The organism is Pseudomonas sp. UF-293, assembly GCF_058245595.1.
The window spans coordinates 1-14,133 of record NZ_JBSICA010000004.1; the positions used below are offsets into that span (position 1 = coordinate 1).

At 58.8% G+C, this 14,133-nt stretch carries 15 protein-coding genes and 1 other RNA gene; 10 read left to right on the plus strand and 6 right to left on the minus strand.

All coding sequences use genetic code 11. The features are described from left to right. Nucleotides 1-95: 95 nt before the first annotated feature. Complete coding sequence (locus tag AC4IHP_RS06485) at nucleotides 96-992, minus strand: GlxA family transcriptional regulator (RefSeq protein ID WP_165839204.1); 897 nt, start codon at nucleotides 990-992, stop codon at nucleotides 96-98. A gap of 250 nt (nucleotides 993-1,242) precedes the next feature. On the opposite strand from AC4IHP_RS06485, the gene AC4IHP_RS06490 reads away from it, so the two are divergent. Next, entirely contained in the window at nucleotides 1,243-2,379 is a 1,137-nt protein-coding gene (locus AC4IHP_RS06490; RefSeq protein WP_490831238.1) for an acyl-CoA dehydrogenase family protein, read from the plus strand. Nucleotides 2,380-2,535: 156 nt separating this feature from the next. On the opposite strand, the gene AC4IHP_RS06495 is transcribed toward AC4IHP_RS06490, so the two are convergent. Next, the gene (locus tag AC4IHP_RS06495; RefSeq protein WP_056790225.1) at nucleotides 2,536-3,576 is read right to left on the minus strand and encodes an NADP(H)-dependent aldo-keto reductase; all 1,041 of its coding nucleotides are present in this window, start codon (nucleotides 3,574-3,576) and stop codon (nucleotides 2,536-2,538) included. A gap of 244 nt (nucleotides 3,577-3,820) precedes the next feature. Here AC4IHP_RS06495 and rplM point away from each other — a divergent pair, with 244 nt between their 5' ends. The 7 genes from rplM to AC4IHP_RS06530 all read left to right on the plus strand — a co-directional run bounded on the left by rplM (nucleotide 3,821) and on the right by AC4IHP_RS06530 (nucleotide 8,710). Next, nucleotides 3,821-4,249 carry a 50S ribosomal protein L13 gene (gene rplM, locus AC4IHP_RS06500; protein ID WP_003228062.1) on the plus strand — a complete coding sequence of 143 codons (429 nt, stop codon included), beginning with the start codon at nucleotides 3,821-3,823 and terminating at the stop codon, nucleotides 4,247-4,249. Between the two features lie 14 nt (nucleotides 4,250-4,263). After that, complete coding sequence (gene rpsI, locus AC4IHP_RS06505; RefSeq protein WP_003228056.1) at nucleotides 4,264-4,656, plus strand: 30S ribosomal protein S9; 393 nt, start codon at nucleotides 4,264-4,266, stop codon at nucleotides 4,654-4,656. 273 nt (nucleotides 4,657-4,929) lie between these two features. Then, entirely contained in the window at nucleotides 4,930-5,523 is a 594-nt protein-coding gene (gene petA / locus AC4IHP_RS06510; protein ID WP_007917031.1) for a ubiquinol-cytochrome c reductase iron-sulfur subunit, read from the plus strand. Beyond that, nucleotides 5,523-6,734 (plus strand): cytochrome b, encoded by a 1,212-nt coding sequence (locus AC4IHP_RS06515; protein ID WP_490831239.1) that lies wholly within the window; start codon nucleotides 5,523-5,525, stop codon nucleotides 6,732-6,734. The genes petA and AC4IHP_RS06515 overlap by 1 nt, the downstream gene beginning before the upstream one ends. Next, a complete protein-coding gene (locus AC4IHP_RS06520; protein ID WP_490831240.1) occupies nucleotides 6,734-7,516 on the plus strand; it encodes a cytochrome c1 in 783 nt (260 codons plus the stop codon). Before AC4IHP_RS06515 ends, AC4IHP_RS06520 begins: the two co-directional genes overlap by 1 nt. 146 nt (nucleotides 7,517-7,662) lie before the next feature. Next, nucleotides 7,663-8,280 carry a glutathione S-transferase N-terminal domain-containing protein gene (locus AC4IHP_RS06525; protein ID WP_007961620.1) on the plus strand — a complete coding sequence of 206 codons (618 nt, stop codon included), beginning with the start codon at nucleotides 7,663-7,665 and terminating at the stop codon, nucleotides 8,278-8,280. 16 nt (nucleotides 8,281-8,296) lie between these two features. Beyond that, on the plus strand, nucleotides 8,297-8,710 hold the full coding sequence (locus AC4IHP_RS06530) for a ClpXP protease specificity-enhancing factor (protein ID WP_016773263.1): 414 nt from the start codon (nucleotides 8,297-8,299) through the stop codon (nucleotides 8,708-8,710). 153 nt (nucleotides 8,711-8,863) lie between these two features. Here AC4IHP_RS06530 and AC4IHP_RS06535 read toward each other — a convergent pair whose 3' ends face one another. The 4 genes from AC4IHP_RS06535 to AC4IHP_RS06550 form a co-directional block, all read right to left on the minus strand. Further along, nucleotides 8,864-9,442 carry a BON domain-containing protein gene (locus AC4IHP_RS06535; RefSeq protein WP_024014250.1) on the minus strand — a complete coding sequence of 193 codons (579 nt, stop codon included), beginning with the start codon at nucleotides 9,440-9,442 and terminating at the stop codon, nucleotides 8,864-8,866. Then, on the minus strand, nucleotides 9,439-10,032 hold the full coding sequence (locus AC4IHP_RS06540) for a phosphoheptose isomerase (protein WP_008082788.1): 594 nt from the start codon (nucleotides 10,030-10,032) through the stop codon (nucleotides 9,439-9,441). The genes AC4IHP_RS06535 and AC4IHP_RS06540 overlap by 4 nt, the downstream gene beginning before the upstream one ends. Nucleotides 10,033-10,133: 101 nt before the next feature. Next, complete coding sequence (locus AC4IHP_RS06545) at nucleotides 10,134-10,496, minus strand: YraN family protein (protein WP_076564075.1); 363 nt, start codon at nucleotides 10,494-10,496, stop codon at nucleotides 10,134-10,136. Next, nucleotides 10,496-12,307 (minus strand): penicillin-binding protein activator, encoded by a 1,812-nt coding sequence (locus tag AC4IHP_RS06550; RefSeq protein ID WP_122752292.1) that lies wholly within the window; start codon nucleotides 12,305-12,307, stop codon nucleotides 10,496-10,498. The genes AC4IHP_RS06545 and AC4IHP_RS06550 overlap by 1 nt, the downstream gene beginning before the upstream one ends. 177 nt (nucleotides 12,308-12,484) lie before the next feature. Here AC4IHP_RS06550 and rsmI point away from each other — a divergent pair, with 177 nt between their 5' ends. Next, nucleotides 12,485-13,390: a 16S rRNA (cytidine(1402)-2'-O)-methyltransferase gene (rsmI, locus tag AC4IHP_RS06555; protein WP_016773267.1), complete on the plus strand. Its 906-nt coding sequence runs from the start codon at nucleotides 12,485-12,487 to the stop codon at nucleotides 13,388-13,390. A 73-nt stretch (nucleotides 13,391-13,463) separates the two neighbouring features. Then, nucleotides 13,464-13,817: RNase P RNA component class A (gene rnpB / locus AC4IHP_RS06560), an RNA gene on the plus strand. Nucleotides 13,818-14,133: the final 316 nt, after the last annotated feature.

Below are 14,133 nucleotides of genomic sequence, written 5' to 3' on the forward strand. Positions count from 1 at the left end.
CGCGAAAGCGGTGCGTCATTCAGCATAACGGCGACTGATGCACCGCATTCGCGAGCAAGCCCGCTCCCACAAGGGATCTCCGCGTGCTTTGAGAACTATGCAGCCTGCTGAAACTGTTGCCGATACTGGTTCGGCGACAGTTCGGTGTGCTGGCGAAACAACCGCGCGAAGAAGCTCGCATCGTCGTAACCGACCTCATAACTGATGGTCTTGATGCTCTTGCGCGTGCCCGAAAGCAAACCCTTGGCCGTCTCGATGCGTAGGCGCTGCAAGTAGTGCAGTGGTTTGTCGCCGGTAGCGGTCTGGAAGCGACGCATGAAGTTGCGGATGCTCATGCCGTGCTCGCGGGCGACGTCTTCGAAGCGGAACTTGTCGGCGAAATGTTCTTCGAGCCAGTGCTGAATCTGCAGGATGATGACGTCCTGGTGCAGCTTTTGCCCGCCGAAACCGATACGCCCCGGCGAATAGCTGCGCTGCACTTCGTAGAGGATGTCGCGGGCCACGGCTTGCGCCACATTCGAGCCGCAGAAGCGCTCGATCAGATAGATGTACAAGTCGCAGGCCGAGGTCGTGCCACCGGCGCAGTAGAGATTGTCGGCATCGGTCAGGTGCTTGTCCTGATTGAGGTAGACCTTGGGAAAGCGCTCGGCGAAGGCATTGAAGAAGCGCCAGTAGGTGGTCGCTTCCTTGCCGTTGAGCAGGCCGGCTTCGGCCAGCCAGAACACTCCAGTGGCTTCGCCGCATAACACCGCGCCGCGAGCATGCTGTTCGCGCAGCCACGGCAGGATTTGCGGGTAACGGCTGCACAGCGTGTCGAAATCGTCCCAGAACGCCGGGAGGATGATCACATCGGCGTTTTCCAGGCCGCCGTCGACCGGCATGACCACGTCGCTGAAGCTTTTTACCGGTTTGCCATCGGGGCTGACCAGACGCGTTTCGAACGCCGGCGTCAGGCCATGGCCCAGCTGTTTGCCGTAACGCAGGCTGGCCACATGGAAAAAATCCTTGGCCTGCATGAGGGTGTAAGCGAAAACCCGGTCGATGGCCAGGATGCTGACGCGCCGCAAGGGCGGGGAGACGTGCTTAGACATAATTCAACTTTTGTTTTGTTTTTATAAGGGAAAGTGGTCACCAGACGGCTGGATCGTCTTATTTTTTGTCGGATGTGTCCAGTGTCCCGTAGCAGGAGTCGGGCTTAGTCTCTGAGAGCCGAATACCTCCAACAACAAAGAAAGGTGCCGCATGATCCCCAGAACCCTGTTCAGCTCCGAACACGAATTGTTCCGCGACAGCGTGCGAACGTTCCTCGAAAAAGAGGCCGTGCCGTATCACGCGCAGTGGGAGAAGCAGGGGCACATCGATCGCGCGCTGTGGAACAAGGCGGGGGAGGCGGGGATGCTGTGCTCGCACCTGCCGGAAGAGTATGGCGGGCTGGGCGCGGATTTCCTCTACAGCACGGTGGTGATTGAAGAAGTCGGGCGTCTGGGCCTTACCGGCATCGGCTTTTCGCTGCACTCGGACATCGTCGCGCCGTACATCCTGCATTACGGCAGCGAGGCGCTGAAGCACAAATACCTGCCGAAACTGGTCTCGGGCGAAATGGTCACGGCAATTGCCATGACCGAGCCTGGCGCCGGTTCCGACCTGCAAGGGGTGAAAACCACGGCGGTGCTCGACGGTGACGAATATGTGATCAATGGCTCGAAAACCTTCATCACCAATGGCTTTCTGGCTGATCTGGTGATCGTGGTGGCCAAGACCGACCCGAAGGCCGGGGCCAAGGGCACCAGCCTGTTTCTGGTGGAAGCGAATACGCCGGGCTTCGAGAAAGGCAAGCGCCTGGAGAAGGTCGGCATGAAAGCGCAGGACACCTCCGAATTGTTCTTCCAGGACGTGCGCGTGCCGAAGGAAAACCTTCTCGGACAGGCGGGTGCCGGGTTTGCCTATCTGATGCAGGAGTTACCGCAGGAACGTCTGACCGTGGCCATTGGCGGGCTGGCTTCGGCCGAGGCGGCGCTGCGATGGACGCTGGATTACACCCGCGATCGCAAGGCGTTCGGCAAGGCGATTGCCGACTTCCAGAACACCCGCTTCAAACTGGCTGAAATGGCTACCGAGATCCAGATCGGTCGGGTCTTCGTTGACCGCTGCCTGGAGCTGCACCTGCAAGGCAAACTCGATGTGCCGACGGCGGCGATGGCCAAGTATTGGGGGACCGACCTGCAATGCAAAGTGCTCGACGAATGCGTGCAACTGCATGGTGGCTACGGCTTCATGTGGGAATATCCGGTGGCCCGTGCGTGGGCGGATGCGCGGGTGCAGCGGATCTATGCCGGCACCAATGAAATCATGAAGGAGATTATTGCGCGGTCGCTTTGATGATCGTTCCCACGCTCTGCGTGGGAATGCCGCCGGGGACGCTCCGCGTTCCGCTGTTGAGGTAATCTGACAGGCCTCTTCGCGAGCAGGCTCGCTCCCCCAGGGGATCACCGTACCTGTGGGAGCGAGCCTGCTCGCGAAGCTTCTAGCGGTCAATCAAGGCGCCGGATTCGGATGATCCTTGTGAATCGCCTCGATCCCGGCCAGCACTTCATCGGACAGTTTCAGATCAAAACTGGCAATGTTGCTGTCCAGTTGCTCAAGCGTCGTCGCGCCGATGATGTTGCTGGTGACGAACGGTTGCTGGGTCACGAAGGCCAGGGCCATTTGTGCCGGATCCAGACCGTGTTCACGGGCCAGTGCAACGTAACGGCTGCACGCAGCTTCCGATTGCGGGTTGAAGTAGCGGCTGAAGCGGCTGTAGAGGCTCAGGCGACCTTTCGCTGGACGGGCGCCGCCCTCGTACTTGCCGGAGAGGAAGCCGAACGCCAGCGGCGAATAGGCGAGCAAGCCGCACTGTTCGCGGATGGCGATCTCGGCCAAGCCGACTTCGAAGCTGCGGTTGAGCAGGTTGTACGGGTTCTGGATCGACACCGCACGCGGCCAGCCACGGGCTTCGGCCAGAGCGAGAAAGCGCATGGTGCCCCACGGCGTCTCGTTGGACAGGCCAATGTGGCGGATCTTGCCGGCCTTTACCTGTTCGTCGAGAGCTTCGAGGGTGTCTTCGAGCGGCGTCAGATTCGCTTCGATCTTGTGCTTGTAGCCCAGTTGTCCGAAAAAGTTGGTGCTGCGCTCCGGCCAGTGCAGCTGGTACAGGTCGATGTAATCGGTCTGCAGACGCTTGAGGCTGCCGTCCAGCGCTTCGGTGATGTGCTGGCGGTTATGGCGCAGGTTTTTATCGCGGATGTAGTCGATGGTGTTGCCGGGGCCGGCGATCTTGCTGGCGAGGATCCAGTCGGCGCGATCGCCGCGGCTCTTGAAGTAATTGCCGATGTAGCGCTCGGTGGTGGCGTAGGTTTCGGCTTTTGGTGGCACCGGATACATTTCGGCGGTGTCGAGGAAATTGATGCCCGCCTCTTTGGCTCGCTCGATCTGGGCGAAGGCTTCAGCTTCAGTGTTTTGCTCGCCCCAGGTCATGGTGCCGAGGCAGATTGCACTCACGTTCAGGTCGGTACGGCCTAGCTGGCGATAGTCCATCGGGTGCTCCTTGGGCAAAACAATCATAAAAGCAGGTTGAAAAATTTTTCGCAATCTGCATAATTGCCGACCTCTTTCTGCAGTGGAAGTGATGCGCCGCCGCCGAAGAATCTTGCCGTTGAACGGACGCGCCGACCCGAGCCCCCGAAAGCGTCTGTATCCGGCTGCCTTTGACTTGTCAAAGTACGCACTATTCAGTAAGATCCGCCGTCTTATTTACAGGCGGCCCCTGAGGCTATAAAGAATGAAAACTTTTACTGCTAAACCGGAAACAGTAAAGCGCGACTGGTTTGTCGTCGACGCTGCTGGTCAGACCCTGGGTCGTCTGGCCACCGAAATCGCGAGCCGTCTGCGTGGCAAGCACAAGCCTGAGTACACTCCTCACGTTGACACCGGGGACTACATCGTCGTCATCAACGCCGAGCAGATCCGTGTTACCGGCGCTAAAACCACTGACAAAATGTACTACTCCCACTCCGGTTTCCCGGGCGGCATCAAGTCGATCAACTTTGAAAAGCTGATCGCCAAAGCCCCTGAGCGCGTGATCGAGACCGCGGTTAAAGGCATGCTGCCTAAAAACCCACTGGGTCGCGACATGTACCGTAAGCTGAAAGTCTATGCGGGCGCTGCACACCCTCATACTGCTCAGCAGCCCCAAGAACTGAAGATTTAACGGAATAGTTCATTATGTCGGCGACTCAAAATTACGGCACTGGCCGTCGCAAGACCGCAACCGCACGCGTTTTCCTGCGTCCGGGTACTGGTAACATCTCCATCAACAACCGTTCGCTGGATAACTTCTTCGGCCGCGAAACTGCCCGCATGGTAGTTCGTCAGCCGCTGGAGCTGACCGAGACTGTCGAGAAGTTCGACATCTACGTCACCGTGATCGGCGGTGGTGTAAGTGGTCAGGCTGGCGCAATCCGCCACGGCATCACTCGCGCTCTGATGGACTACGACGAAACCCTGCGTAGCGCTCTGCGCAAAGCTGGCTTCGTTACCCGCGACGCCCGTGAAGTTGAACGTAAGAAAGTTGGTCTGCGTAAAGCGCGTAAGCGTCCGCAGTACTCGAAGCGTTAATTCCGCTTCCGCGTTCAAAAAGAACGCCCGCCTCCTCACGGAAGCGGGCGTTTTTTTATGCCTGCGATTTATCAAAGAATTGCGTTGTGACAACTTGCCACAGCCGTAGACCCCCTATACTCCAAGGGCTTGAGGGGTTGAGCCCCGGGTAATTAACCTTGTCAGAATTGGGGGTTTTCATTACCATTCGGGCAAAATTTTTATAAGTAACATTTGATTTATTTAGTAGACGCCTGATTTAACAGGCCAAAAAAGCTGATGGGAGAGGACTGAATGAGCAATGACGGCGTGAATGCAGGCCGGCGTCGCTTCTTGGTGGCAGCCACATCCGTGGTGGGTGCTGCAGGAGCGGTGGGGGCTGCGGTCCCGTTCGTGGGGTCATGGTTTCCCAGTGCCAAGGCGAAAGCTGCCGGTGCACCGGTGAAAGTGAATGTCAGCAAAATCGAGCCAGGCCAGCAAATGATTGCTGAATGGCGCGGCCAGCCGGTGTTCATTGTCCGCCGTACCGAGGAAATCCTGGGGAATCTCAAGAAGATCGAGGGTCAGCTCTCCGATCCGACCTCCAAAAACTCCACGCAACCCACTTATGTCGACCCGGAAGTGCGCTCGATCAAGCCGGAAATTCTGCTGCTGATCGGGATCTGTACGCACCTGGGTTGCTCACCGACCTTCCGTCCCGAAGTGGCACCCGCGGATCTGGGCAAAGACTGGGTAGGCGGCTATTTCTGCCCGTGCCACGGTTCCCACTACGATCTGGCTGGCCGTGTCTACAAGTCGCAACCTGCGCCTTTGAACCTGCCAGTTCCCCCGCATTCCTATGAGACCGATGACCTGATTGTCATTGGCGTCGATACGGAGAAAGCGTGATGAGCAAGTTCATGGATTGGGTTGATGCGCGCTTTCCCGCGACCAAAATGTGGGAAGACCATCTCAGCAAATATTACGCACCAAAAAACTTCAACTTCTTCTATTTCTTTGGCTCTCTGGCGCTGCTGGTGCTGGTCAACCAGATCGTCACCGGCGTCTGGCTGACGATGAGCTACACGCCGTCGGCAGAAGAAGCCTTTGCTTCCGTCGAATACATCATGCGCGACGTCGAGTACGGTTCGATCCTGCGTCTGCTGCACTCGACCGGTGCTTCGGCGTTTTTCATCGTCGTTTATCTGCACATGTTCCGCGGCCTGCTTTATGGGTCGTACCAGAAACCGCGCGAGCTGGTCTGGGTGTTCGGCATGCTGATCTATTTGGCGCTGATGGCCGAAGCGTTCATGGGTTACCTGCTGCCGTGGGGGCAGATGTCGTACTGGGGGGCCCAGGTGATCATCTCGCTGTTCGGTGCGATTCCGCTGATCGGCGATGACCTGACCCAGTGGATTCGTGGTGACTACCTTATCTCCGGAATCACCCTCAACCGCTTCTTCGCCTTGCACGTGGTCGCACTGCCGATCGTGATTCTCGGTCTGGTCGTGCTGCACATTCTGGCGCTGCACGAAGTGGGTTCGAACAACCCTGACGGCGTCGATATCAAGAAGCACAAAGATGAAAACGGCATCCCGCTGGACGGCATCGCGTTCCACCCGTACTACACGGTGAAGGACATTGTCGGTGTTGTAGTGTTCCTGTTCATCTTCTGCTTTATTGTGTTCTTCTTCCCGGAAATGGGCGGTTACTTCCTCGAAAAACCTAACTTCGAGCCGGCCAACCCGTTCAAGACGCCTGAGCACATTGCCCCGGTCTGGTACTTCACTCCGTTCTACGCAATCCTGCGTGCGATCCCGGACAAGCTCATGGGCGTCATCGCCATGGGCGCGGCGATTGCGGTGCTGTTCGTGCTGCCATGGCTGGATCGCAGTCCGGTGAAATCGATGCGCTACAAGGGCTGGTTGAGCAAAATCTGGCTGGTGGTGTTCTGCATTTCCTTCGTGATTCTCGGCATCCTCGGCGTTCTGGCGCCGACGCCGGGGCGCACGTTGTTGTCGCAGGTCTGCACCTTCCTGTATTTCGCCTACTTCATTCTGATGCCGTTCTACACCCGGCTCGAGAAGACCAAACCGGTTCCGGAAAGGGTGACTGGCTGATGAAAAAGTTATTTCTTGCTCTGATTTTTGCTGCGCTGCCTTCCCTGTCTTTTGCGGCCGGGGGTCATGGTCCGGAACTGGAAAGTGTCGATATCGACGTCTCCGACAAAGCCGCCCTGCAGGATGGTGCGCGGACCTTTGCCAACTATTGCATGGGTTGCCACAGTGCCAAGTTCCAGCGTTACGAGCGCGTCGCCGATGACCTCGGCATCCCGCACGAACTGATGCTGGAGAAGCTGGTATTCACCGGTGCCAAGATTGGCGACCACATGAACATCGGCATGCAGCCGGCCGACGCCAAGACCTGGTTCGGCGCAGCGCCGCCGGATCTCACGCTGGTAGCGCGGGTGCGCGGCACCGGCTGGCTCTACGGTTACCTGAAGTCGTTCTACGAAGATCCGGCGCGTCCATGGGGCGTGAACAACAAGGTCTTCCCGAACGTCGGCATGCCTAACGTGCTGGTCGGCCTGCAAGGTCGTCAGGTCGTGGGCTGCAAACAGGTGCAGATCGTCGAGGACGGGAAGAAGCAATACGATCCGCTGACCGGCACGCCGCTGACCCATGAAGCGTGTGATCAGTTGACCATCGTGCCGAAGTCCGGTGCTCTGAACGAAGAGCAGTTCGATGAGAAGGTCAAGAATCTGGTAACCTTCCTGGCTTACTCGGCTAACCCGGTTAAGCTGCAACATCAGCGCATCGGTACTTATGTCTTGCTGTACCTGGCGTTCTTCTTTGTGTTCGCCTACCTGCTCAAGCGTGAATACTGGAAAGACGTGCACTGATACGCTTCAAGCATTGCTGTTAATCGCGCGCGCCCAAGGGCGCCTCCGCTAAAGCAGGATCTGCTCAGTCAGACCCTGCGGGAGGTGCCCTCTGGGCGCGCGCGTTTTTCCGGTTCCGACAAATTCAACAAGCGAGGAGGATCGCCATGGGCGTGACCAATCGGTTGGCCTGTTACTCCGACCCCGCCGACCACTATTCCCACCGAGTGCGCATCGTGCTTGCAGAGAAGGGTGTCAGCGCCGAAATCATTTACGTGGAGGCCGGTCGTCAGCCGCCTAAACTGATTGAGGTGAACCCTTACGGCAGTCTGCCGACGCTGGTCGATCGTGACCTGGCGTTGTGGGAGTCGACCGTGGTGATGGAGTATCTGGATGAGCGTTACCCGCACCCGCCGCTGATGCCGGTTTATCCGGTGGCGCGGGCCAACAGCCGTCTGCTGATCCACAGGATTCAGCGTGACTGGTGCGGGCTGGTGGATCTGATTCTGGATCCCAAGAGCAAAGAGGCCGCACGGGTCGTGGCGCGCAAGGAATTGCGCGAAAGCCTGACCGGCGTTTCGCCGCTGTTCGCCGACAAGCCGTTCTTCCTCAGTGAGGAACAAAGTCTGGTGGATTGCTGCCTATTACCCATACTCTGGCGTTTGCCGATTCTGGGTATTGAACTGCCGCGGCCGGCCAAGCCGCTGCTTGATTATATGGAGCGTCAGTTTGCGCGTGAGGCTTTCCAGGCGAGTCTGTCTGGTGTCGAACGCGATATGCGCTAAGGCTTAAGGAGCCGCTATGAACTCCAGTCGACCTTATCTGGTCCGCGCGCTCTACGAGTGGATTGTGGATAACGATTGCACACCGCACATGCTGGTCAACTCCGAGTACCCGGCGGTGCAGGTGCCACAGGGCTTTGCCAGTGACGGCCAGATCGTCCTTAACATCTCGCCGAGTGCTGTGCGTCATCTGCACATGGACAACGACGTGGTGACGTTCGAAGGCCGCTTCGGCGGTGTTCCGCACAGTCTCTACGTGCCGATCAGCGCGATCCTGGGCATCTATGCTCGGGAGAACGGCCAAGGCATGGTGTTTGACCTTGAGTTGCCGATGGATGACGAGGAAGACATCGATCCGGATGACGACTCGCCGCCACCGGGCAGCGAGCCACCACGCCCGAGTGGCCGGCCGAGTTTGAAGGTTGTGAAATAAAAAAAGGCGATCCGGATGGATCGCCTTTTTTGTGCCTGCATTGGTCGTGTAGGAGCTGCCGGAGGCTGCGATCTTTTGATTTTTAAAAGCAAGATCAAAAGATCGCAGCCTCGTTGCACTCGTCAGCTCCTACACAACTCATGCGTAATCAGGTCAGTCGATGTATTCGAACAGCTTCACGATCTTCTGCACACCGGACACACCCTGAACCAGATTGGTTGCCTGAGTGGCTTCCTGTTTGGTCAGCAGGCCCAGCAGATAGACGATGCCGTTCTCGGTCACGACCTTGATACGCGAGCCGGGGATGCTGGCGTCGGTGAGCATCTGGGTCTTGATCTTGGTGGTCAGCCATGCGTCGTTCTGGCGAGCAAGCAGGGAGGACGGTTGCAGCACTTGCAGTTCGTTGTGCACTTTCTTCACCCGCTGCACGTTGGCGGCGGCCTGTTCGGCCTTGGCCTTGAGGTCTTCGCGTGGTGTCTGGCCGGCGAGCAGGACGACACCGTTGAAGCTGGTGATGACGATGTGGGAATCGTTATCCAGGGCCGGATCGGCCTTGGCGATGTTCACGCCTGCTTTGGTTTCGATCAGCGAGTCGTCGATCTTGCTGCCGAAGGTGCGCGTGCCACGGTCGTCTTCGATCGGCGCTTCACGGCTGGCATTCACCACCGAGGTGCAGCCGCTGATGCCGAGGCACAGGGTCAAGGCCAGAAGGCCAAGGCGATTAGGGGTCATTCTTCACTCCCGAACAGTTGGCTGTCGATCAGATCGCAAAGGCAATGGATCGCCAGCAAGTGGACTTCCTGAATACGTGCCGTAACGTTGGCCGGGACGCGAATCTCGACGTCCTCGGGCAGCAGCAGCGACGCCATGCCGCCGCCATCGCGTCCGGTCAAAGCTACGACAATCATTTCGCGATCATGTGCGGCCTGGATCGCTTGAATAATGTTGGCCGAGTTGCCGCTGGTCGAAATCGCCAGCAACACATCGCCCGGCTGGCCGAGCGCGCGGATCTGCTTGGAGAACACTTCGTTGTAGCTGTAGTCGTTGGCGATCGAAGTGATCGTCGAAGTGTCGGTGGTCAGCGCAATCGCCGGCAGGCTCGGACGCTCGCGCTCGAAGCGGTTGAGCAGTTCCGAGGAAAAATGCTGGGCGTCGCCGGCCGAGCCACCGTTGCCGCACGAGAGCATTTTGCCTTCGTTGAGCAGGGCGTTGACCATGATCTGGCTGGCTTGCTCGATGTGCGGTGCAAGTACGTCCATCGCCTGTTGCTTGGTGTCGATACTGGCCTGGAAAAGCTGGCGAATTCGGGATTGCATGTCCATCTGTGTGACCTTAAGTGGCGCGGCTGTTCGGCACGTGAATGTGCAGCCGGCAAAGCAAAGAGCAAAATGTGTCGGACGAAAACAGGGCAGGGTGCAGGCGATCAACTGTCGAAAGCATTCTGCAACCAGTTCAGCTGATTCGGGTGGCTGTCGATCGCCACCACATCGAAGCGGCAGGGGGAATTGGCCCAACGCGACTCGCGCTGAAGAAAATACTGTGCTGCAAAGATCAGTTTCTGCTGCTTGCGCTCGTCGATACTGGCGAGCGCGCCACCCCATTGAGTGTTTTTTCTGTAGCGAACTTCGACGAATACTACTGTATCGCCATCAAGCATGACCAGATCAAGCTCGCCGCGTTTGCATAACCAGTTCTGCGCCAGCAGGCGCAGACCTTGTTGTTGCAGATGTTCGAGCGCCTGGTGCTCGGCATCCTTGCCGCTTTGCGAGCGTGACCTGTCGGGCATCAGCGCGGCGTGTCCGGCAGACGCTGCACCTGACCGCTGACGAACTGCGCCCAGGGCAGCTGACGCACAACGCGCTGGGTCTGGGTCATGCCGAGGCTGCCCGATTGACCTTCGATGCGGCTGTCCGGCAGAGCCTTGAGTTGACCCAGGCGCGGTGCCAGGCGATAGGCATCGGCGCCCATGGCGTACAGGCGGCCGAGGCTGCCATTGGCTTGCGGCCATTGCGCAGCCACTTGCTGGCGCAGCGGATCGCTGGTTTCCAGCAGCCATGGGGTTTCGCAGAAGCGAATGCCGTTCATGTCGTTGTACTGATTGACGTCGCCGCTGGCGCTGTACACGTGGGAAGTCGCGTAGACCGGCACGTCACCGGCGTACTGGAAATTCAGGGTCGGCTTGATCTGCTGAGCCTGTTGCGGCGTAGCGGCGAGGAAAATGAATTCGATGTCCTGACGACGCGAAGGCTGGGCGGCGACATTAGTGCCGGCAACATTCTGCAGGCTCTTGGCGCGGGCTTCGCTCTGACGCAGCTGGAACATGTCGGCGATCTGCTGGGCCAGTTGCACCGGCTGATCGACACGTTCGGTAGCGACGATGCTGCCGCCATTGGCTTGCCAGTCCTGGCTGAAGGCGCGCAGGACGCGATCGCCCCATTCACCCTTCGGCACCATGATCGCGGCGCGATGCAGGCCGTCGGCACGTGCGCGACGGGAAACTTCGCGAGCTTCGTCTTCAGCAGCGAGGCCGAACTGGAACAGCTGTGCCGGGCCTTGTTCGCCTTCGCTGTAGTTCAGCGCCAGGGTGGTGATCGGCAGTTGCGGGCGAGTGCTCAGTTGCTTGACCAGTGGTTTTTCCAGTGGGCCGACTACCAGTTGCACACCGTCAGCCTGAGCCTTGCGATAGAACTCGTCCATCGAGGTCAGCTTGGAGCTGTCGTAGAACTCGATGGCAGGTGGGTTCTGCCCGGCCTGTTGCGCTTGATAGTGCGCCGCCATGAAGCCTTCACGCAGCGCTTTGCCGACCGACGCCAACTGGCCGTCCTGTGGCAGCAGCAGGGCGATTTTGCTCAGGGGCTGGCTGGCCAGTTCCTTGAGCTTGGTCAGTGGCAGCGGCAGGTTGACAGCCGCCGGGTGCTTTGGATTCTGCGCGCGCCAGTTGTCGATCGCGGCTTGCTGCTGCTCCAGCGTGCCGGCGGTTTTCACCGCTTGCGCCAATGCCATCCAGCCGCCGAGATCGTCGGTGGTGTTCGGTTGCAGTTGATCGGTTGGCAGCGAAGCGATCAGGGTCCAGATCGCTTCGTGGTTCTTGCTCGCCGCTTCGCCTTCGAGCATCGGTGCGATGAACACACGCTCGCGGGCAGCGGCCAATGTCTGGCCGTCGGCTTCGAGAGCACGGGCGTGGACGGTGCCGGTGCGTACTTGCTGCTCTTGCGGCATTTCACCGAGCTTCTGGAAGCTTGGGTGGCTCAGGGCGGTCAGCGCAGCTTTCGGCTGATTGCGCGTCATGGCCAGTTCGGCGGACAGCGTGTTGGCGAAAATCTGCTGGCCGGGTTTAAGTTGCTCCACCGGCACTTGTTGCAGGATTTGCGCGGACTGGCCGGCATTGCCTTGACGGTAAGCCTGGTCCGCCGCGCTCAGGCGCAGTAGGGCGGCTTGTTCCGGAGTTTTAGCCTGGGCGGCCTGTTCGAGCAGTTGCTCGATGCTGGCGTCCGGAGTCCGTGGAAGTTCGCCAAGGCTGGAGGAAGGGGAGCTGGCACACGCGGCCAACAAGGCAGCGAGGCAGAAGGCAGTGAACAGCCGCAGGCAAGCGATCATGTAAGTGTTCCTGATACTCGATCAAATTAGCGTGGAATTGTACCCAAGCACTGGCCGGGGCGCGATGTTACTGGTGTGAATCGGTCAATTTAGCTGGAGCAAATGTTGCGGCGGCGCACAACCTGGCTAAAAACCGCACGCGGCTGGAGCGCATCGCAAGCCTCGTGACGCGCTACAATGGCCGCTTTTACCGATCACGAGGTGTGCGCTTTGACTGCTCCAGGTCCTTTGAATTCCGCTGCGGGCTCGCTTTATGTGGTGGCGACGCCCATCGGCAACCTGGACGACATCAGCGCCCGGGCCCTGAAGATCCTGCGTGAAGTGGCGTTGATTGCGGCGGAAGACACGCGGCACTCCGCGCGGTTGATGCAGCACTTCGGCATCGGCACGCCATTGGCGGCCTGTCACGAACACAACGAACGAGATGAGGGTAGCCGCTTTATTACCCGGTTGCTGGCGGGCGACAACGTGGCGCTGATTTCCGATGCCGGCACGCCGCTGATCTCCGATCCGGGCTATCACCTGGTGCGTCAGGCCCGTGCGGCCGGCATCAACGTGGTGCCGGTGCCGGGTGCCTGCGCGTTGATCGCGGCGCTGTCGGCGGCGGGATTGCCGTCCGACCGTTTTATCTTCGAAGGTTTCCTGCCAGCCAAGTCGGTCGGGCGCAAGGCACGTCTGGAGGCGGTTAAAGAAGAGCCGCGCACACTGATTTTCTATGAGGCGCCGCATCGCATTCTCGAATGCCTGCAGGATATGGAAGCGGTGTTTGGCGGCGAGCGTCAGGCTCTGCTGGCGCGGGAAATCACCAAAACCTTCGAAACCCTCAAAGGCCTGCCGCTCAGCGAGCTACGTGCGTTCGTCGAGTCCGACAGCAATCAGCAGCGCGGCGAATGCGTGGTGCTGGTGGCCGGCTGGACCGCGCCGGAGTCGGAAGACGCGGTCAGCAGCGAAGCCATGCGTATCCTTGATCTCTTGCTTGAAGAGATGCCGCTCAAGCGCGCCGCTGCACTGGCAGCGCAAATCACCGGCGAGCGCAAAAACGTGCTGTATCAGGTAGCGCTGGATAAACAGAAAGGCGTGTAAGTCGTCGCCCATGGCGCTCTGGAGGGTTTTAGCGCTTGTTCTTCCGGCGCTCTGCCGTTAACCTTCGCGGCGGAGAGTCGATCGGACAGTCGCTGCCCTCTATGAAAATTAGGGGGGGGAGGAAAGTCCGGGCTCCATAGGGCGAAGTGCCAGGTAATGCCTGGGAGGCGTGAGCCTACGGAAAGTGCCACAGAAAATAACCGCCTAAGCGCGCAAGCGCCGGTAAGGGTGAAAAGGTGCGGTAAGAGCGCACCGCACGTCTGGCAACAGTTCGTGGCTAGGTAAACCCCACTTGGAGCAAGACCAAATAGGGTCCCAAGGCGTGGCCCGCGCTGGGACCGGGTAGGTTGCTAAAGATGTCCAGTGATGGCCATCGTAGACGAATGACTGTTCAAGACAGAACCCGGCTTACAGATCGACTCTCCACCTTTTTCTTTCCCTGCTTGAAACATAGAAGACGCGGCTGTGTAATATCAGCCGGCCTGGTCTGAAATTCCGGCAGCGGCAAATGCGGTAATAGCCTTTTCCCACCCTGCTTCAATCAACAGCCGAAGCGTCTTTGTAATACCGAAAAAATCTTACTCTTAACAAACTACTTTAACTTTCGAGCGCAGCTTTCAGTGCTGCATCAAGTTATTGGTCGAAACTTCACGTCAGATTCTCGTTGAGCCTCCTTTTACGTCGCTAAATCTCCGTTCTGTAAGGCTTTTCCTTTAATCCGCGCCTTGACGGTGTGGTGGGCG